Annotated in this window: 17 protein-coding genes; 12 read left to right on the forward strand and 5 right to left on the reverse strand. The window is 63.9% G+C overall.

The window, feature by feature from the left end; all coding sequences use genetic code 11:
- Window positions 1-5: 5 nt before the first annotated feature.
- From HX830_RS01400 to HX830_RS01410, 3 genes are all read left to right on the forward strand, one after another.
- A complete protein-coding gene (locus HX830_RS01400; RefSeq protein WP_103494615.1) occupies window positions 6-815 on the forward strand; it encodes an ABC transporter permease in 810 nt (269 codons plus the stop codon).
- 17 nt (window positions 816-832) lie between these two features.
- Complete coding sequence (locus HX830_RS01405) at window positions 833-1,987, forward strand: ABC transporter ATP-binding protein (protein ID WP_177098732.1); 1,155 nt, start codon at window positions 833-835, stop codon at window positions 1,985-1,987.
- Between the two features lie 69 nt (window positions 1,988-2,056).
- On the forward strand, window positions 2,057-2,692 hold the full coding sequence (locus HX830_RS01410) for an START domain-containing protein (protein ID WP_103494613.1): 636 nt from the start codon (window positions 2,057-2,059) through the stop codon (window positions 2,690-2,692).
- On the opposite strand, the gene HX830_RS01415 is transcribed toward HX830_RS01410, so the two are convergent.
- Together HX830_RS01415 and HX830_RS31990 are read right to left on the reverse strand one after the other, a co-directional pair.
- Window positions 2,693-3,688, reverse strand: a complete 996-nt coding sequence (locus HX830_RS01415; protein WP_103494612.1) for an endonuclease — start codon at window positions 3,686-3,688, stop codon at window positions 2,693-2,695. It lies immediately after the preceding gene.
- A gap of 3 nt (window positions 3,689-3,691) precedes the next feature.
- Window positions 3,692-5,998 carry an AAA family ATPase gene (locus tag HX830_RS31990; RefSeq protein WP_256350369.1) on the reverse strand — a complete coding sequence of 769 codons (2,307 nt, stop codon included), beginning with the start codon at window positions 5,996-5,998 and terminating at the stop codon, window positions 3,692-3,694.
- A 215-nt stretch (window positions 5,999-6,213) separates the two neighbouring features.
- Here HX830_RS31990 and HX830_RS01425 point away from each other — a divergent pair, with 215 nt between their 5' ends.
- Complete coding sequence (locus HX830_RS01425; RefSeq protein ID WP_100943743.1) at window positions 6,214-6,699, forward strand: flavin reductase family protein; 486 nt, start codon at window positions 6,214-6,216, stop codon at window positions 6,697-6,699.
- A gap of 117 nt (window positions 6,700-6,816) precedes the next feature.
- Entirely contained in the window at window positions 6,817-7,860 is a 1,044-nt protein-coding gene (locus tag HX830_RS01430; protein WP_152739456.1) for an LLM class flavin-dependent oxidoreductase, read from the forward strand.
- A 61-nt stretch (window positions 7,861-7,921) separates the two neighbouring features.
- On the opposite strand, the gene HX830_RS01435 is transcribed toward HX830_RS01430, so the two are convergent.
- From HX830_RS01435 to HX830_RS01445, 3 genes are read right to left on the reverse strand one after another with little or no spacing between them, the layout of a single operon-like run.
- Entirely contained in the window at window positions 7,922-8,677 is a 756-nt protein-coding gene (locus tag HX830_RS01435; protein ID WP_177098733.1) for a PAS domain-containing protein, read from the reverse strand.
- 2 nt (window positions 8,678-8,679) lie between these two features.
- Window positions 8,680-9,339, reverse strand: a complete 660-nt coding sequence (locus HX830_RS01440; RefSeq protein WP_177098734.1) for a response regulator — start codon at window positions 9,337-9,339, stop codon at window positions 8,680-8,682.
- Window positions 9,308-10,411, reverse strand: a complete 1,104-nt coding sequence (locus tag HX830_RS01445; protein WP_247263226.1) for a sensor histidine kinase — start codon at window positions 10,409-10,411, stop codon at window positions 9,308-9,310. Before HX830_RS01445 ends, HX830_RS01440 begins: the two co-directional genes overlap by 32 nt.
- Before the next feature lie 220 nt (window positions 10,412-10,631).
- Here HX830_RS01445 and HX830_RS01450 point away from each other — a divergent pair, with 220 nt between their 5' ends.
- From HX830_RS01450 to HX830_RS01480, 7 genes are read left to right on the forward strand one after another with little or no spacing between them, the layout of a single operon-like run.
- Window positions 10,632-11,144 carry a dimethylamine monooxygenase subunit DmmA family protein gene (locus tag HX830_RS01450; protein ID WP_177098736.1) on the forward strand — a complete coding sequence of 171 codons (513 nt, stop codon included), beginning with the start codon at window positions 10,632-10,634 and terminating at the stop codon, window positions 11,142-11,144.
- Window positions 11,141-12,076, forward strand: a complete 936-nt coding sequence (locus HX830_RS01455) for a PDR/VanB family oxidoreductase (protein ID WP_177098737.1) — start codon at window positions 11,141-11,143, stop codon at window positions 12,074-12,076. Before HX830_RS01450 ends, HX830_RS01455 begins: the two co-directional genes overlap by 4 nt.
- 9 nt (window positions 12,077-12,085) lie before the next feature.
- Complete coding sequence (locus tag HX830_RS01460) at window positions 12,086-13,102, forward strand: heme-dependent oxidative N-demethylase family protein (protein WP_177098738.1); 1,017 nt, start codon at window positions 12,086-12,088, stop codon at window positions 13,100-13,102.
- Window positions 13,103-13,138: 36 nt separating this feature from the next.
- Entirely contained in the window at window positions 13,139-14,269 is a 1,131-nt protein-coding gene (locus HX830_RS01465) for an aminomethyltransferase family protein (RefSeq protein WP_177098739.1), read from the forward strand.
- An 18-nt stretch (window positions 14,270-14,287) separates the two neighbouring features.
- On the forward strand, window positions 14,288-15,154 hold the full coding sequence (purU, locus tag HX830_RS01470; protein ID WP_177098740.1) for a formyltetrahydrofolate deformylase: 867 nt from the start codon (window positions 14,288-14,290) through the stop codon (window positions 15,152-15,154).
- A gap of 30 nt (window positions 15,155-15,184) precedes the next feature.
- Entirely contained in the window at window positions 15,185-16,552 is a 1,368-nt protein-coding gene (locus tag HX830_RS01475; RefSeq protein ID WP_103499803.1) for an NAD(P)-binding domain-containing protein, read from the forward strand.
- Window positions 16,553-16,567: 15 nt separating this feature from the next.
- Entirely contained in the window at window positions 16,568-18,910 is a 2,343-nt protein-coding gene (locus HX830_RS01480) for a DUF1989 domain-containing protein (RefSeq protein ID WP_177098741.1), read from the forward strand.
- The last annotated feature ends 18 nt before the right edge of the window (window positions 18,911-18,928 follow it).

Genomic DNA, 18,928 nt, shown 5'->3' on the forward strand with positions numbered 1-18,928 from the left:
CCGTCATGCTCCTGACTCCCAATGCCATGAGCCGGCGCCTGCGCCTGGGCCTCTACCTCACCACCGGACTGATCGCCCTGTTCCTGCTGCTGCCGATCGTGTTCATCGTGCTGCTGTCGTTCGGCTCCTCCCAATGGCTGGTGTTTCCGCCACCGGGCTGGACGCTGAAATGGTACGGCCAGTTCTTTTCCAACCCGGACTGGATGAACGCCGCCCTGGCCAGTTTGAAGGTGGCGATCCTGACCACCTTCTTCGCGGTCGCTCTCGGCCTGCCGACGGCCTTCGCCCTGGTCCGTGGACGCTTTCCCGGCCGCGAACTGCTCTACGGCCTGTTCACCCTGCCGATGATCGTGCCCCTGGTGATCATCGCCGTGGCGGTGTACGCGCTGTTTCTCAAACTCGGCTACACGGGGACGCTGTTCGCCTTCGTGGTCAGCCACGTCATCGTCGCGCTGCCCTTCACCATCATCTCGATCATCAACTCGCTGAAGCTGTTCGACCAGTCGATCGAGGATGCCGCGGTGATCTGCGGTGCCTCGCGCCTGCAGGCGGTGTTCAAGGTGACCTTCCCGGCGATTCGTCCCGGCATGGTCGCCGGGGCGCTGTTCGCCTTCCTGGTGTCGTGGGATGAAGTGGTGCTGAGCGTGATGATGGCCAGCCCGACCCTGCAGACCTTGCCCGTGAAAATGTGGACCACCCTGCGCCAGGACCTGACCCCGGTGATCGCCGTCGCTTCGACGCTGCTGATCGCCCTGTCGGTGCTGGTGATGGTGATCGCCGCCGCCCTGCGCCGGCGCAATGAACTTCGCGCCTGAGCGCCAAGGAGTAGAACATGAGTGCCGTGATCAAAGACCCCGCGCAACAACCCGACCGCCCCCTGGTCAGCCTGCGCAACCTGAACAAGCACTACGGCGACTTCGCCGCCGTGGACAATATTTCCCTGGATATCCGGGAGGGTGAATTCCTCACCTTCCTCGGCTCCAGTGGCTCGGGCAAAAGCACCACCCTGTCGATGCTGGCCGGTTTCGAGACGCCCAGCAGCGGTGAAATCCTGGTGGGTGGACAGTCCCTGGTCAAGGTGCCGCCGCACAAACGCGATATCGGCATGGTGTTCCAGCGTTACTCGCTGTTTCCCCACCTGTCGGTGCGTGACAACATCGCCTTCCCGCTGACCCTGCGCAAGCTCAGCAGCGAGGAGCGCGAGCGCCGGGTCGAGGCCATGCTCAAGCTGGTGCAGCTCGAAACCTTTGCCCATCGCCGCCCTTCCCAGCTCTCCGGCGGCCAGCAACAGCGTGTGGCGATTGCCCGGGCGCTGGTCTACGAACCGCGCATCCTGCTGATGGACGAACCCCTCGGCGCCCTGGACAAGAAGCTGCGCGAAGACCTGCAGGACGAGCTGCGCCAACTGCATCGTCGGCTGGGCATCACCATCGTCTACGTAACCCATGACCAGGAGGAAGCCATGCGCCTGTCCCAGCGCATCGCGATCTTCAGTCACGGCAGGATCGTGGGCCTGGGCAGCGGCTACGACCTCTACCAGAACCCGCCGAACGCCTTTGTCGCCTCATTCCTCGGCAACTCGAACTTCCTCAAGCTCAAGGCCCGGGGCAATGCCGCGGGGGATTTCGAGGGACAGACCCTGACGATCCGGCCGACCAGCGGGGTTTCCAGCGACCAGCCGCTGTTGCTGATGGTGCGCCCGGAGAAAGCCCTGGCCCTGAGCCTCGAACAGGCCGCCGCCGAACCCTTGCCGGCAGGCTGGAACGAGGTCTCGGCCAAGGTCGGCGAAATGCTCTTTCTCGGCGAAAGCCAGACCTGCAGCGTGGTCACCGACGGCGGCACGGCGATGACGGTCAAGGCGCTGTCGGCCACCGGCATGCCGCTCAAGGCCGGCGATCCATTGCGGGTACGCTGGGCCAGCGCGGACGCTTGCGTCTATACCCAATGGAGCGAGGGCGATCTGAACAAAGCAGCCGGCGCCCATTGAATAAAACCCGGGCTCGGGTGTTATATCCGGGTAGCCAGGCACTATCGGCCGTGCAACCCGGAGATCCGAATGAACATCCTGTTATCTGCGACAGCGCTGGCCAGTGCTCTTCTCAGCACGACAACACTGGCGGCGCCCCCGGACTGGCAGTTGGCCAAGGACGAAGACGGCATCCAGGTCTACCTCCGCCACGTCCCGGGCTCGCGCTACCAGAGCTTTCGCGGCGAGACGCGGATCAAGGCCGATGTCGGCACCCTGAGCAACCTCCAGGAAAACCTGCGGGTCGCCTGCAAATGGCTGTATGCCTGCGCCGATATGCGCCTGCTGAAAAATGACGGTGACGACACCTGGGTCTATCTGACCACTGCACTGCCGTGGCCGGCGCAAACCCGTGACATGGTGATCCATGTGCACAGCGAGCGCGCCGACGACGGCAGCCTGACCCGTTATCTGGAGGCGGTACCCGGCTTCGTCCCCCTCGTGCCGGGACAGATCCGTGTCAGCCAGATGAAGGGCACCTGGACCATGCACCCCGAAAGCGACACGCAAACCCGCGTGACCTATGAGCTGCAAGCCGAGCCGGCCGGCGATATCCCCTCCTGGCTGGCCAACCAGTTCGTGGTCGACGCACCGATGGTCAGCCTCAGGACCTTGCGCGTGGTGGCCGAACACCAGGGCATACGCGACGCCGAAACGGCACCGTAGTCAGGCCTGGAGCCGGACCTTGAAGTCCTCGATCCAGGCCCGGACCATGGCCGAATAAGGCGCCTCGGGCCGGGCCATGCGCTTCATTTCACTGAGAATCCGGTCCTGGAGGAAGTACAGGCGCTTGGCGATACTGGCGACCGTGGCCGAGGGCGGCGCCTCGGGATCAGGTAGAAGCTCATCCGCCATAGTCCCCACTTCCAGCGCGAGCATTTCCAGGAACTCCAGCTGGCGCAACAGACGCGTGCGCTCCTGCACCAGGCCCAGCCGGTTCAAACCGTAGACATGAATCGAGACGCTGCCCTTGAGGCTCAGCCCGGCGGCCAGTGCTTCCTGGAGATTTCCATCCATGGCCGCATCAGTCATGGCAGGAAGGTCCGCCCCCGTGTGCGGCCTGGGCAGTACCAGGCCGATCAGGTTGTCCCGGTCGATATGAAACCTCAGGTGTTCGTCGGGGTTGTCACGACACGGGTCGAGCAGTAGCGGGTATTCGTCGGCAAAGTCCTGCGCAGCGGACATCGCCCGCCGGCCGAGAATAGGGAAGCTGTCCTTCTTGCCGGAAAGCAGCAGGCTGCCCTGGTTGAACCCCTGGCGGTCGTCCCGCAGGGTCAGCAGTTTGGCCGACAACCTGGGGGTGACCTGCTTGCGCTTGCGGTTGCAGTCGATGCAACTGGGCAGCAGATTGTCCCAGTCCATGGCCACCCACCAGTAACCGGGATGGCTGGCGTCCTCGGACACCGCGCCCTTGGGCCGATAGTGCTCGACATCCACCGGCGCGGTGGAGGCAAAGAAGCTCTCGCAATAGGCGCATTTGCCGTGGAACAGCTCATCAAGCTGCTTCTTGACGCTATCGGATTTGTACACCGCAAAAGCCGGTGGGTTGCCAGTCGGTGCGGCGAACCAGGCCTTGAGTTTTTGCAGCTCCTTGGCGGCGGGCGAGTCGGCTCCGGACAGGGCATCCGGCGCCTTGGCAATCGTTCGAATGACCGCACGCATGCTTCAGATGCCCTCCAGGACAGCGAGGATCCGCTTTTTGGATTCCTTACGCAGTTCGCCGAGCTTGAGCGCACTGACCTGCCGGCGGTTCTGCAGGTATTCCACCACCGCTTCCTGTACCAGCCGCTGGACTTCGGTGGCGCCCACCGGCAAGGCGTCGCTGATATCCCGTTCGAAGCGGCTCCAGGCGTGCTGCTGGGCGTCGCTCAGGGGCTGGCCCTGCTCGCGGGCGGCCAGCAGATCGGCGAACATCGCCAGCTCGCGCTCGGTATCCGGCTGGTCGGTGGAGGTGAGGCTGAAAAAGTCCGAGGTCAACAGCTGCTCAATGGTCAACTGGCTGACGTTGGGCAGGCGGATCACCTGCTCCACCATCACCGGCCAATCACTGTCGGGATTGTCCTCGCTGGCGACCCTCTGCATGACGATCACCTCCCCCTCTCGCATGCCGCGCAGGCACAGGGGGTCGTGGGTGGTGGCGATAAAGGTCACGTTCGGCAAGGCGCTACGCAACGCGCCCATGATCTGGATTTTCCAGCGCGGGTGCAGATGGGCTTCGACCTCGTCGATCAACACCACCGCCTGGGCGGTTTCCAGGCTCTCGAAGTAAGGGTTGATGCGCCGGTTCATCAGGCCCTGGATGATGTCGCAGACCATGGCCAGCACCGAGCGGTAGCCTGAGGACGCCAGGCTCAATGGGGTTCGGCACAGGGTCCGGCTACCGGCCGTGGCCGTGACGATCAGGCAGCGCTGGTTTTCAACATCACGCTCCATGACTTCGAACTCGCCCTCGATGGAGAGGATATCCCGCAGGGCCCGCACCACGTTGTCGAACTCGACCGGTTTGAGGCTCAACAGCCATTTTTCCGGGTTGGACAACAGGGCCGTGGCGTCGAAAAGGTTGATAACCGATTTGCCCGGACTGTAGCGCCGCACCTGCTTCTGGTATTGGCGGAAGGCGCCGTAGGCGAAGACCGGTGGCGTGATGGGTGTACCTTCGGGCCAGTAGCCTCCGCCGGCAATGGTCAGCTCTCGTTTGCTGGAATCCTGGAAGGTGACCGTTACCGTCGCCGAGGTGCATCGAGGGACCAGCCCTGCGCCCAGTAACTCAGGATCGAGGGGCAGCGAGGCGACGTCGACCGGTAGCTGCGCGCGAGCCTCTTCGGAGCACAGCGCCAGGGCCGAGGCTTCGAGGATGGAGCTTTTTCCGGCGGCGTTTTCACCCAGGATCAGCAAGGCAGGTTGTACGGGCTTCACGCTGGAGGCGGGATAATCCTGTGCGGATGGCATCAGCAGTTCGAGATGTTCAATTCCCTTGAAATTACTCAAGTGAATCGAGGCCAATGGCGAGTACTCCCGTGGAAAGGACTGCGACGGCTTAAGCGCTTGGGCGGGAGTTTTCACAATCGGAAGTGCCAACCTGGCTTCAAGCCCCTCACGCCAGTCTTCAAAATCTGGATTTAGAGCAATGGCGTGAAATGTCCAGTGAATACGGCGGAGCGAAAGTGCCAGCGGCTGGACTTTGGTAGGTGAAAGCGCCAACAGGATACGACGGCACAGCAAGTACCAAAGCCCCCCAAACTCCAGTGAGGAAAAGTCAAGGACTGGCGGAAATGGCACCTTATCCTCCTCCACTTCAGGAAGCCGCTCGTAGAGCAGTTCGTCGAAATAGGATTGCAGTCTGCTTCTACGCTGCTCAACCAACTGACTGCGATTGAGCTTGAAATGGGAGATCGTTTCTCGTGCCCGCCCTGTCAGTGCAAGCAGCTCACCGGAAAGATTCACAGATAGGTGCCGGGCAATGCTTACTCGCTCGCAGGGATCGAGCAGGAGATGCCGCTCCTTGAGCGGATAGTCGCGCCATTCACCCAGGCTCTCCGCTGCGTAGGCTTCAAGCTGACCCTGTGTCGGCAGGGGTGAACGGGTACCCCGAACAGGGAAGTAGCCAGGCCGGTCGGGTTCACAGCCATTGCATATGGGATAGATATTCTCCCAGGCATTGCTCAGCCAGAAGTAATACAGATGAGCATCTGGCGTGTGCTCTACGGGGCTGACGCCTTCCCCAGGACGAAATCGGTAAAAAGACGTGGGGCCTCTGCGTTCACAGAACGCGCACTTGCCGTGAAACAACCGATCCAGGCTAACGTGAACGGATGGATGATCCAGATTGAAGTCCAACTCCGGGGCTCGGGTCTGTGCTCTCTTCGTCTGGTCCGCCAGAAAATAATCGGCCACCGCTTGCCTGCTGACGCTGGCCTCCCGACTTTGCAACCAACTCGGCGGCGGCACAAAACTGCGATCAAAGCGCTGCATGACTCTCTTCCCTAAGCAGTCAGGGGGAAAGCCTGTCGCCCCCCCCAAAAAGCACAGACTCTAAACGGCACCTAGGGAAAAGTGTAGCCGTTTCACACCGGCAGACTGTATCGAGCCAATACACCAGAAAAAAAGCTCTTGCATGCATGGTATTACGGTATACCATAATACTTAAATCCTACAAAAAGCAGCTCCAGCCACCCGAGGACCGCCCCATGATCGATGCCGCCATCTACAAACAAGTCATGGGCTCGTTCCCGTCCGGAGTCACCGTGATCACCACCCTGGATGACGACGGCCAGGTGGTGGGCCTGACCGCCAGCGCCTTCAGTTCCCTGTCCATGGACCCGGCCCTGGTGCTGTTCTGCCCCAACTACAGCTCCGACTCCTATCCGGTGCTGATCAAGAACAAGCGTTTTGCCATTCATGTGCTGTCCGGCGGCCAGCAAAACGAGGCCTATGCCTTCGCCCGCAAAGGCAAGGACAAGGCCCAGGGCATCCAGTGGACCTTGAGCGAACTGGGCAACCCGCTGTTGCCCAATGCCAGCGCCATCATCGAATGCGAACTGTGGCGCGAGTATGAAGGGGGCGACCACGCGATCATGGTCGGCGCGGTGAAGAACCTGATCGTGCCGCGCCAGGACGCCGGGCCGATGATCTACTGCCACGGCAAGATGGGCGCCCTGCCCGTTCTCGCCTGAGCCAGTACAACACTGCGCAGGCGGTCCTTGCTTAAGGGCAATAAACAGTATTATGGTATACCAATAAATCAGCAGACAGACCTGCCGGCCAACAACAAAAGACCCGAGGTAAGCGTCATGAAGTTTTCCCTCTTCATCCACATGGAGCGTTGGGACGAAAGTGTCAGCCACCGCCAATTGTTCGAGGACCTCAGCGAACTGACCCTGATGGCCGAGGCCGGCGGCTTCAGCACCGTATGGATCGGCGAACACCACGCCATGGAATACACCATTTCGCCGAGCCCGATGCCGCTGCTGGCGTATCTCGCGGCCAAGACCAGCACCATTCACCTGGGCGCCGGCACCATCATCGCGCCGTTCTGGCATCCGTTGCGGGTCGCCGGGGAATGCGCCCTGCTGGACGTGATCAGCAATGGCCGGATGGAAGTCGGCCTGGCCCGTGGCGCCTATCAGGTGGAGTTCGACCGCATGGCCGGCGGCATGCCCGCCTCCTCGGGTGGCCAGGCACTGCGGGAAATGGTTCCGGTGGTGCGCGCCCTGTGGCAAGGCGACTACGCCCATGACGGCGATATCTGGAAATTCCCCACCTCCACCAGCGTGCCCAAGCCGATCCAGAAGCCCAACCCGCCGATGTGGATCGCCGCCCGCGACCCGGACTCCCACAACTTCGCCGTGGCCAATGGCTGCAACGTGATGGTCACGCCATTGATGAAGGGCGACGAGGAAGTGCTGGACCTGAAGAACAAGTTCCAGGCCGCGCTGGACAACAATCCCGAGGTGCCGCGCCCGCAACTGATGGTGCTGCGCCACACCCACGTGCATGCGGTCGACGATCCCGAAGGCTGGAAAGTCGGGGCCACGGCGATCTCGAAGTTCTATCGGACCTTCGACGCCTGGTTCGGCAACAAGCAGGTGCCGGTCAACGGTTTCCTGGCGCCGAGCCCGGAAGAAAAATTTGCCGAACGGCCGGAATTCGCCCTGGAGAATATCCGCAAGAACACCATGATCGGCACACCGCAGGAAGTGATCGCGCGGATCCGTTATTACCAGGAGCTGGGGGTCGACGAGTTCAGCTTCTGGTGTGACAACAGTCTGCCCCACGCCGAGAAAAAGAAATCGCTGGAGCTGTTTATCCAACAGGTGGTGCCGGCCTTCCGTTGAGCCTCGCCAGACCGCGGGAGCACCGACCGGTTGCTCCCGCATCGCCGTGACCCGCTCGGGATCATGGCACCTTGCGTTCGAAAATCGCCCCCTCGATCCCCAGCACCTCGCGATTGTCCGAATAGATCCCCACGCCCTTCTCCCACACCGTCTTGATCGAATGGTCGGCACAGCGGATCCGGTAGTTGAGTTCGAACGCCTCCTGCCGCGACAAGGCATATTGCACCGCTCGCCAGACGTAATCGGCATCCTGCGGATGAATCAGGCTGTTGTAGGTGAAGTCATGGTTGTCCACCAGGCGCTGGGCCGGATAGCCGGTCAGTTGCAGGCAGCCGGCACTGACAAACTCCATCGTCCAATCCCGATTGTTGCGTCCGCGATAAATCAGTCCGGGCATGCTGTCCAGCAGGCTCAAGGTGCTGCGTTGACTGGCCTGCAAGGCAATTTCCCGACGCTTGTGCGCGGTGACATCACCGACTGCCAGGCAAAAGCCGTCGGCATTGCGCTTGAGATTGACCTCGAACCAGCGCAACTCCCCCGACGGGTGCACAAAACGCAGGCGCTGACTGAACGCGGTCTCGGGGCGGCGGCGCAACTCGTGGAGCGCCTGCCGCCATAACGGACGGTCCTCCTGATGCACGTAGTCGATCAGCGGGCGCTGGGCCTGCGGCCGGTCCATCAAGGCAACCCAGGCGCTATTGAAGCGGGCGATCCGCGCATCGTCGCCCAGCTCCAACAGGGCCACCGGGAAGCGGTCCAGTGCCGTTTCGGCCGGCTCGTTCAACAGCGATTCCAACAGTGATCCACGCTTGTCCATGGCTAATGACGCTCCTCTGGTCGCCCGCTACCGACGTTGTGCACCCACGCCGCCAGTTCCAGGCGTGAGTGCAGGCTCAACTTCTGCAGGAGATTCTTCACGTAGATCTTTACCGTTCCGTCGCTGATCCCCAATTCCCGGGCGATCTGCTTGTTGCTCATGCCGGCGGCAATCAGCGCCAGCGTCTGGCCTTCGCGCTCGGTCAGGCCGCCGGGGTCCGCCCGGTGTGGCGCCGGGGTGGACTCACCCTGCCCGGCCAGCAGCGAGACCAGGGTGTCGTCGAGGACAATCGCGCCCTTGTTGCAGTTGCGCATATAGGCCAGCAACGCATCGGGCTCGGTCTCCTTGAGCACATAACCATTGGCGCCCAGGCGCAGCGCGGCGAGCAACTCGCCACGGTCCATCGACGCGGTCAGCACCACGATCTGGCAGCCGAGGCGCAACTGGCGCAACTCATCGAGTACCTGCAAACCGCTGAGGCCGGGCATGTGCAGATCCAGCAGGACCTGTTGCGGCGCCAGGCTCAACGCCAGGTTGATACCTTCCCGCCCACTGGCCGCCTGGCCCACCACTTCGAAATCCTCACTGGCGGCGAACAACTGCGCCAGCCCCTTGCGGAACAGCGGATGATCATCGATCAACAATAAGGTCGTGCAGTCCATTGAAACTCCCCTGGGGATCGTCTGGGTGGCGGGAAAGGCCAAGGTGCACGCGCACACCGTGGGGCCGGATCGGTTCGATGGAGAGTCGCGCGCCGATGCTGCTGGCCCGCTCACGAATGATTTCCAGGCCGAAATGGTTGTCTTCGCCACAGGCCTGGCTCAGCCCGATGCCGTCATCCTCCACCGCGACCGAGACCTCGCCCTCCTGGGTCTGGCGCAGTTCGATGCGCACGTGCCGCGCATGGGAATGGCGCACCGCGTTGGCCAGGGCCTCGCGGATGATCTGCAGGATCTGCAATTCGGTTTCCGGGTTCAGGGCATCGTCGGCCAGGCGGTTGTCCAGCTCGAAGACAATGATGCAACGCCGGGAAAACTCCGCCACCGAGTCCGCCAGGGCCTGGCGCAGCGAACGCCCGTCCATGGTCAGGCGGGCACTGGTGATCAGCTCGCGGACCTGGCGCTGCAACTGGCTCAGGCCGCTGCGCAGCTCCCCCAGCGACGCATCCGCCTGGGCCGGCTCGCCCATGCGCGACTGCATCAGCCGCGCCTGGAATGACAGATAGCCCAGCTGCTGGGCCACCGAGTCATGGAGCTCCCGGGCCAGGGCGCCGTGCTGGGAAGTGGCGTGTTTGCGCTGCTGCTCGCGCTTGTGCCGCAGCAGTTGCACCGTGACCCCGACCGCCCGCGCCGCCTCCTCCAGCAACTGGCGCAAGGTCCGGCCGACCGGGCCCGGTGCATCGAGCAACAACAGGCCGCGCTGCGCGCTACCCACTTCAGGCAAGGCACAGAGCAGGCGGTGCGTACCGTGCCGGCGACACGCCGTGCAGGGCTGCGGCAACTCGCTCACCACACCGCCGCGCCAGGGGCAGTTGGCTTCGCCGTGGCACAGGCTGGTCAATTGTTTACGGGCCGGGCCCAGGTCCTCGTCACCGAGTATCAGGTTCAGGCGGTAACCGGGCAGCAGTGCTTCGAAACGGTCCAGCAGCCGTGGCCAGGCACCGTCAGCGTGCATCAGGCACAGCGGCAACTCGGCCAGCAGCCCGCGCACCTGGCGGACTTGCCCGGGGCTCACGCGCTGAAACCAGCGGCCCCACCACTGCGGTCGTGTTCGCACTGTCGATGACTCCCCGTCCGGTTGCTCCGCCCTGACCACTGCTGAGCAACTTCCATGCCCCGCCGCCCAATAACGACGGGCTATCTCCAAAGAGGTACTGCTTTTTCCAGATTGAGTGGAAATTCCTTCTGGGAAACTATCTTCCCCAGCAAGAAACAAGTCAGCCAGGAAATTCACCATGATGGATAGACCCAGCGCCGTCCCCGACCGGCTTCACAGCCTCCCCGTCTACCGGGAACCGATGCCCCGCGAGGCGACACGCCGGCACATCGTCGTCATGCAGTCGACGGCAGCCGGCGCGGCCTTTGTCGAAGGGCTCGACCAGCCGTTGCTGCTGAACGCCCAGGGCCGGGATTTCCCCGCGCATCTCACCGGCGTGCTGGCGGATGCCAGCGTCGGCTGTCACCTGTACATCCTCGGCGACGAAGCCTTTATCTGGCTGGTCCATGGCCAGGCCCGCAACGCCGGGCTGCACGACGACGAAATCGACATGATCCTCTCGGCCCCCGGCAGCCGCCGGATCTATTGCGTGCATTGCGGGCTGACCCAGGCCGCCGGCGCGGCGGACCGTTTCAACTGCATCGGTTGCCAGGTACGACTGGGCGTCCGTGCGCACTTTTCCAGACGCCTGGGGGCCTACCTCGGGGTCTGCGACGACACCGACCGCCCCTATGCTGGAGCCCACCCATGAGCACGCCGCTACAGGTCCGGGTCAGCGCGGCGCGCCTGCTCACGCCCCTGGTCCGCGAATTCACCCTGGTGCCTTGCGCGGGAACCTTGCCGGGTTTCTCTTCGGGCAGCCATGTGCAGGTCCATCTGCCGCTGGGGGAACACACCTTGCGCAACGCCTACTCGCTGACCGGCGACCCGGCCGACCACCGTCACTACCGTATCGCCGTGCGCCTGCAAGAGACATCGCGAGGCGGCTCGCGCTACCTGCACCAACAGGTCGAAGTCGGCGACACCCTGATCCTCTCGCCGCCAGCCAATCTGTTTGCCCCGCACTCGACCGCGCGACTACACATCCTGATTGCCGGCGGCATCGGCATCACCCCGTTCATGGCCTATCTCGACGCCCTGCAACGGCGGCGGGCGGATGTCGAGTTGCACTACCTCTACCGGCCGGGCCTGACCGATGCCTATCTCGACGAGTTGCAGGAACGCCTGGGGCCGCGCCTGCATCGTTACGCCACCGGTACGCCGTGTGACCTGTCGACGATCCTGCGCGACCGGCCCCTGGGCAGCCATGTCTACACCTGCGGTCCGCAGCGCCTGCTCGATGCGGTACGGGAAACCGCGAACCGCCTCGGTTGGCCCGCCAGCCGCGTGCACTGGGAAGCCTTCAGCGCCGCGCAGCCCGGCCGGCCCTTCGAACTGGAACTGGCCCGCAGCGGCCGCCGCCTTCAGGTCAGCGCCGGACAGAGCCTGCTCGAAGCCCTGGAAAGCGCCGGCATCGCGCCACCCAGCCTGTGTCGTGGCGGGGTCTGCGGCCAGTGCATGACCCGCCATCTACACGGCGAAATCGAACACCGCGACAGCTTCCTGAGCCGTGCCGAACAGGCCGAGTTCCTTATGCCCTGTGTCTCGCGCGGTTGCGGCCCGCGGGTTTTGCTAGATCTCTAGGAGTCGACCATGTCCGTTCAATTCAGCCCACTCCAGACCTACCGGGAGCCCTTCAACTTTCGCAACAGCCCCAAGGCCATCCAGCGTTTTCCGTTCCCCTTCAGCGAGGACAGTTACCTCTATTCGGTGAATATCGAACCGGCGAACTCGAAGGATCCCGGCTCGATCTACGAGCACTGGTTCGATATCGACGAGCACTACCGCTCGGAAATGGCCGAACGCGCCCGGGTCCTGGACCAGGACCCACGCCGCTACCTGGTAATGCCGCATATGCAGGAAGCCGCCTGGGACGCCCTGGAAATGCTGATGGAAAAGCTCGCCGCCGATTATCCGCAGTGGTTCGAACTCGACTGCGACGGCTTGAACTGGCACTGGCGCAACAAGGCCCTGGCTATCGACCAGCGCTTTATCTTCGGCGACGCCACGACCTTGCCGTGCGAGCCGCTGGAGTTCATCACCCGCCAGGTCCAGGGCGATTTCGCCCTGCTCGACCAGCGCGACGGCGACCTGTTCATGGACGCCGGCATGGTCACCAGCCCGGCGGACTGGTCGCTGGCCTTCGATGCCGGCATGAGCTTCAAGCAATGGCATTCGCCGGTGCCCATGGCCCACCAGATGGGCATCTTCGAGCGGGCCCTGAAATACCTGCTCAATGTCCCGGTGGGCCAGCCGGTGCGGCGCCTGAACTGGACGCTGACGATCAATCCGCGCCTGGACTCCTCGCCGGAAACCTTCCACGAATGGGGCGCCGACCGCGGCAGTGTCACCGCCGAAAACGCCGGTCGCCTGGTGCACCTGCGGGTCGAACTGCAACTGATGGCGCGCCTGCCCCGCAGCAACGGCCTGATGTTCAGCATCCGCACCTACCTGATCAGCCTCGACGAACTGGTCAGCCAGCCCGGCTGGGGCTGCCGCCTGCACCGCGTGCTGCGCGACCTGCCGGAGCCGATCGCCGACTACAAGGGCATGACCCGCTACCGAGAGACCCTGGTCAAGTGGCTGAGCCGCTTCGACCCCGACGCCTGACCCCTTACCCAATTTTTGACCGACAAGGACCTGCATATGGCTCATTCATGGCGCATTTCCGCACTCGCCGAGCGCCACCGCGCACTCGGCTCGAACCTGGAAGACTGGAACGGCATGGGCACCGCCTGGACCTACGCCAGCGACCTCGCCGATCACCACGAGGCAATCCGCACCCGGGCCGGACTGATGGACGTGTCCGGGCTGAAAAAAGTCCATTACGTCGGCCCCCACGCCGAGAGCCTGCTGCAATGGGCAACCACCCGGGACATCAGCAAGCTGTATCCGGGCAAATCGGTGTACGCCTCGATGCTCGACGAGGAAGGCAAGTTCGTCGACGACTGCATCGTCTACCGCACCGGCCCCAACGCCTTCATGGTGGTCCATGGTGCCGGCAGCGGCCATGAAATGCTGGTGCGTTCGGCCCAGGGCCGGCAGGTCGCGGTGCTGTTCGACGACGATCTCCACGACCTGTCGCTGCAAGGCCCGCTGGCGGTGGATTTTCTTGCCGAGCACGTGCCCGGCATTCGCCAGTTGCCCTACTTCCACCACCTGCAGACCCGGCTGTTCGAGCGCCCGGTGATGATCTCGCGCACCGGCTATACCGGCGAGCGCGGCTACGAGATCTTCTGCAAGGCCGCCGATGCGCCCTTGCTCTGGGACCAGATCCTGGAACAGGGCGCGGGCCTGGGCATCATTCCCTGCGCCTTTACCGCCCTGGACTGGTTGCGGGTGGAAAGTTCGCTGATGTTCTTCCCCTACGACAACTCGCAGATGTACCCCTTCGCCGACGAGAAGCCCGGCGACACCCTCTGGGAAATGGGCCTGGAGTTCACCGTCTCGCCGGAAAAACGCGACTTCCGCGGCGCCGAGGAACACCGCCGCCTGCAGGGCCGCGAGCGCTTCAAGATCACTGGCCTGCTGCTGGACGGCGTCCGTGCCGCCGAGGCCGGCGACACCCTCTGGCAAGGCGGCCAACAGGTCGGCGTGGTCACCTGCGGCATGTATTCGCGCTTGAGCAAACGCTCCATGGCCATCGCCCGCATGAACGTCGCCTGCTCCGTGCCCGGTATCGCCCTGCAAGTGCGCGGCAGCCTGGAAACCGGCGCCGTCAGCCACGCGCTGCCCTTCGACGATCCGCAGAAAACCAAACGCACCGCCAAGGGCTGAGCCACCCCGGGAGTTTCCATGGACCATCCAGAGCCACACTACATTCTCAAGATCACCTGCCCGGCCACCTCCGGCATCGTCGCGGCGGTCACCTCCTGCCTGGCCGGGCAGAACTGCTACATCAGCGAGCTGGCGCAGTTCGACGATGAGTTCACCGGGCGTTTCTTCATGCGCGCGGTGTTCCGCTTCAACAAAGGTTCGAGCGCCGACGTCGGCGCACTGCGCGAAGGCCTCGGTGGCCTGGCCGGCGGCTTCGACATGCAGTGGGAGCTGTTCAGCGGCGCCGAACCGACGCGAGTGCTGCTGATGGTCAGCAAGTTCGACCATTGCCTGACCGACCTGCTCTATCGCCACCGCAAGGGCGAGATGGACATGACCATCACCGCCGTGGTCTCCAACCACCTGGACCTGCGGCCGATGGCCGAGCGCGAGGGCATCCGCTTCATCTACCTGCCGATCACCAAGGACACCAAGGCCGGGCAGGAAGCCGAGCTGCTGCGCATCGTCGAGGAAACCCGCACCGACCTGGTGGTGCTTGCCCGCTACATGCAGATCCTCTCCGACGACCTGTGCCGCAAGCTGTCAGGCCGGGCGATCAATATCCACCACTCGTTCCTGCCGGGGTTCAAGGGTGCCAAGCCCTATCACCAGGCCTACGACCGTGGCGTGAAGCTGATCGGCGCCACCGCCCACTACGTCACCAGCGACCTGGACGAGGGCCCGATCATCGAGCAGGAAATCCAGCGGGTCGACCACACCCACCGGCCCGATTCCCTGGTCGCCATCGGCCGCGACACCGAAACCGTCGCGCTTTCCAAGGCCCTGAAATATCACCTGGAACACCGGGTCTTCATCAACCAGGACAAGACAGTGATCTTTCGCTGAGCGCCGACCCCATCATTAAGAGGCACGATCATGACTTTACGCGTGGCAATCATCGGCGCCGGCCCTTGCGGCATGGCGCAACTGCGAGCCTTCCAGTCGGCCCGTGACAAAGGCGCCGAGATCCCGGAACTGGTCTGCTACGAAAAGCAGAGCGACTGGGGCGGCATGTGGAACTACACCTGGCGCACCGGCCTGGACGAAAACGGTGAGCCGGTGCACGGCAGCATGTACCGCTACCTGTGGTCGAACGGCCCCAAGGAGTGCCTGGAGTTTGCCGACTACACCTTCGAAGAGCATTTCGGCCGACCCATCGGTTCCTACCCGCCGCGGGAAGTGCTCTGGGACTACATCAAGGGCCGCGTGGAAAAAGCCGGGGTGCGCCAGTACATTCGCTTCAACAATGTGGTGCGCCAGGTCAGCTTCGACGCCGACAGCGGCCGCTTCACTGTCCAGGCCCATGACTACAACCAGGATCTTCAGACCGAGGAAAGCTTCGACTACGTGATCAATGCCTGCGGCCACTTCTCCACGCCCAAGGTCCCGTACTTCGAGGGTTTCGAGCAGTTCGCCGGACGCATCCTGCACGCCCATGACTTTCGCGAGGCCCTGGAATTCAAGGGCAAGGACCTGCTGATCGTCGGCAGCAGCTATTCGGCCGAGGACATCGGCTCCCAGTGCTACAAATACGGCGCCCGGAGCATCACCAGTTGCTACCGCAGCGCACCGATGGGCTACCAATGGCCCGCCAACTGGGAGGAAAAACCGCTGCTGCAACGCCTGGAAAACAACCGCGCCTATTTTGCCGACGGCAGCAGCAAGCACATCGACGCGGTGATCCTCTGCACCGGCTACAAGCATCACTTCCCGTTCCTGCCGGACGAACTCTGCCTCAAGACCGACAATCGCCTGTGGCCGATGAACCTGTACAAGGGCGTGTTCTGGGAGCCCAACCCACGGATGATCTACCTCGGCATGCAGGACCAGTGGTACTCCTTCAACATGTTCGACGCCCAGGCCTGGTATGCCCGCGACGTCATCCTCGGGCGCATCGCCTTGCCGTCTCACGCCGAGATGGTCGCCGACAGCCGGCAATGGCACGCACGCGAGCAGACCCTGGAAACCAACCAGCAGATGTTCGAGTACCAGGGCGCCTATATCCAGCAACTGGTGGACGCCACCGACTACCCCGATTTCGACATCGCCGCGGTCAACGACACCTTCCTGCACTGGAAGCACGACAAGGCCGAAAACATCATGGGTTATCGCGACAAGTCCTACCGTTCGCTGATGACCGGCACCCAGTCGCCGCCCCATCACACACCCTGGCTGCACGCGCTGGACGACTCCATGGCCGCCTACCTCGGCGAACCGTCCACCTCGATCCAGTCGGTTGGCTGACAGGGGAGTCGCAGCATGAACGCACCACGTGTTTCGCATCCCCGGGAGCCCGGGCTGTTTGCCCGGGCGCCGGCGCAGGAACGTTATCGGGTGGCCGCCGGCGGCGTCGGCCTGGTGGCCCTGGAGCCCGGCGACACCTTGCAGGTGATCGACGTCGAAGGCCTGCAATCCTGCGAGCTGCTGGCCCTCGCGGCGAACGGCCACAGCGCCCTGGCACAATGGGCACTGGCCGCCACGCCGGGCGGCGAGTTTATCGCCGGGCAATTGGCTGAGCCGAGCCTGCACAGCCGACGCATTCTCCAGGCCTTGCACAAACGCGGTATCGATCTCCACTCACTGCCCCGCGCCGCCTCACTCTGGGGCGACGACAACGTAGCCGGGCACAGCCGCCGCTTTGTCGCCAGTGATCCGCTGCTGGTGCTGGTGGCCGCCCCCGCCAGCCCCCACGCCGTCGACCGGCAATACCGGCCCAGCGAACTTCGCCTGGTGGTCGAGCGGGCCAACCCGTCGCCGCTGTGGCTGCCCGAACTGCCGGAACCCTTGGGCGAACTGGTAGACGAGTTCACCGTGCGCGCCGGCAGCGCCCGCGGCTACACCGTCGCCAAGGGCCAATATATCCAGGTGCTGGATGTCGCCGGCCGGCAATGCTCGGACTTTGTCGCCTTCGACCGCCGGGCGCTGGAGCGCGGTCAGGAACTGGACCTCGACCCGACCGTCACCCGCACCTTGAACGGCAGTGCCTACCCGGCGCCCGGGCTGTTCTCGAAGTTCTTCGACCGGCAGTTTCAGCCCATGCTCGAAGTGGTGCGCGACACCGTGGGCCGTCACGACGCCTTCGCCCTCGCCTGCGCCGCCCGTTATTACGAAAGCCAGGGCTATTTCGGGCACGACAACTGCAGCGACAACCTCAGCCGCGCCCTCGCCCCCCATGGCGTAAAAGCGCGCGCCGGCTGGCCGGCGATCAACTTCTTCTTCAACACCGCGATCGACGCCCACCAGCAGATGACCCTCGACGAACCCTGGTCGCGCCCCGGCGACTATGTGCTGCTCAAGGCCATGAACGACCTAGTCTGCGGCAGCTCATCGTGCCCCGACGACATCGACCCGGCCAACGGCTGGAACCCGACCGACATCCATATCCGCGTCTACAGCGAACAGGAGCGTTTTTCCATCGCCATGAGCACTCGAACCACGGCGGACGCCGACCCGATCCTGACCCGTGAATCGGGCTTCCACAGCCGCACCAGCAGCCTGACCGGCAGCTTCACGGACTACCGCAACTGGTGGCTGCCCCTGCGCTACGACGGTTTCGGCGCCATCGACGAATACCTCGGCTGCCGCGAGCGCGTGGCGGTGATGGACCTGACGGCCCTGCGCAAGTTCGAGATCCTCGGCCCGGACGCCGAAGCCCTGTTGCAGTACTGCCTGACCCGCGACGTGCGGCGCCTGGCGGTCGGCCAGGTGGTGTATTCGGCGATGTGCCACGAGCACGGCGGCATGCTCGACGACGGCACCCTGCTGCGCCTGGGGCCGGATAATTTCCGTTGGATCTGCGGCGAGGACTATGCCGGCACCTGGCTGCGGGAACAGGCGGCGAAGCTGGGCATGAAGGTCTGGGTCAAGTCCGCCAGCGAGCAGATCCACAACCTGTCGGTGCAGGGTCCGCTGAGCCGCGAACTGCTCAAGCAGATGGTCTGGACCCCACCGACCCAGCCGGACCTGGAAAGCCTCGGCTGGTTCCGCTTCCTGGTGGGGCGCCTGGACGGCTACGACGGTTGCCCGCTGATGATTTCCCGCACCGGCTACACCGGCGAGCTGGGCTATGAGGTCTGGTGCCAGCCCGAGGACGCCGGGCGGGTCTGGGACCGGATCTGGCAGTTGGGCCAGCCCCTGGGCATCGTCCCCCTGGGCCTGGAAGCCCTGGACATGCTGCGCATCGAAGCCGGGCTGATCTTTGCCGGCTACGAGTTCAGCGACCAGACCGATCCATTTGAAGCCGGGATCGGTTTCAGCGTGCCGCTCAAGAGCAAGACCGACGACTTCATCGGTCGCGACGCGCTGCTGCGGCGCAGCGCCCATCCCAGCCACAAGCTGGTGGGCCTGCAACTGAGCGGCAATGAAGGTGCCCACCATGGCGATGCGGTCTATCGCGGGCGGGCCCGGGTAGGAGTCATCACCAGCGCCTGTCGCTCGCCACTGCTGGGCAGCAATATCGCCCTCTGTCGCGTCGATGTGGCCTGCGCCGAGATTGGCATGGAGCTTGAGATCGGCAAGGTCGATGGCCTGCAGAAGCGCATCAGCGCCACGGTCACGCCCGCAATCTTCTACGACCCGGACAAGAGCCGGGTGCGCGGTTGATCGGAATAACGAACGGTT

This window comes from Pseudomonas gingeri (genome assembly GCF_013385425.1).
GTDB classification, from domain to species: Bacteria; Pseudomonadota; Gammaproteobacteria; order Pseudomonadales; family Pseudomonadaceae; genus Aquipseudomonas; species Aquipseudomonas gingeri_D.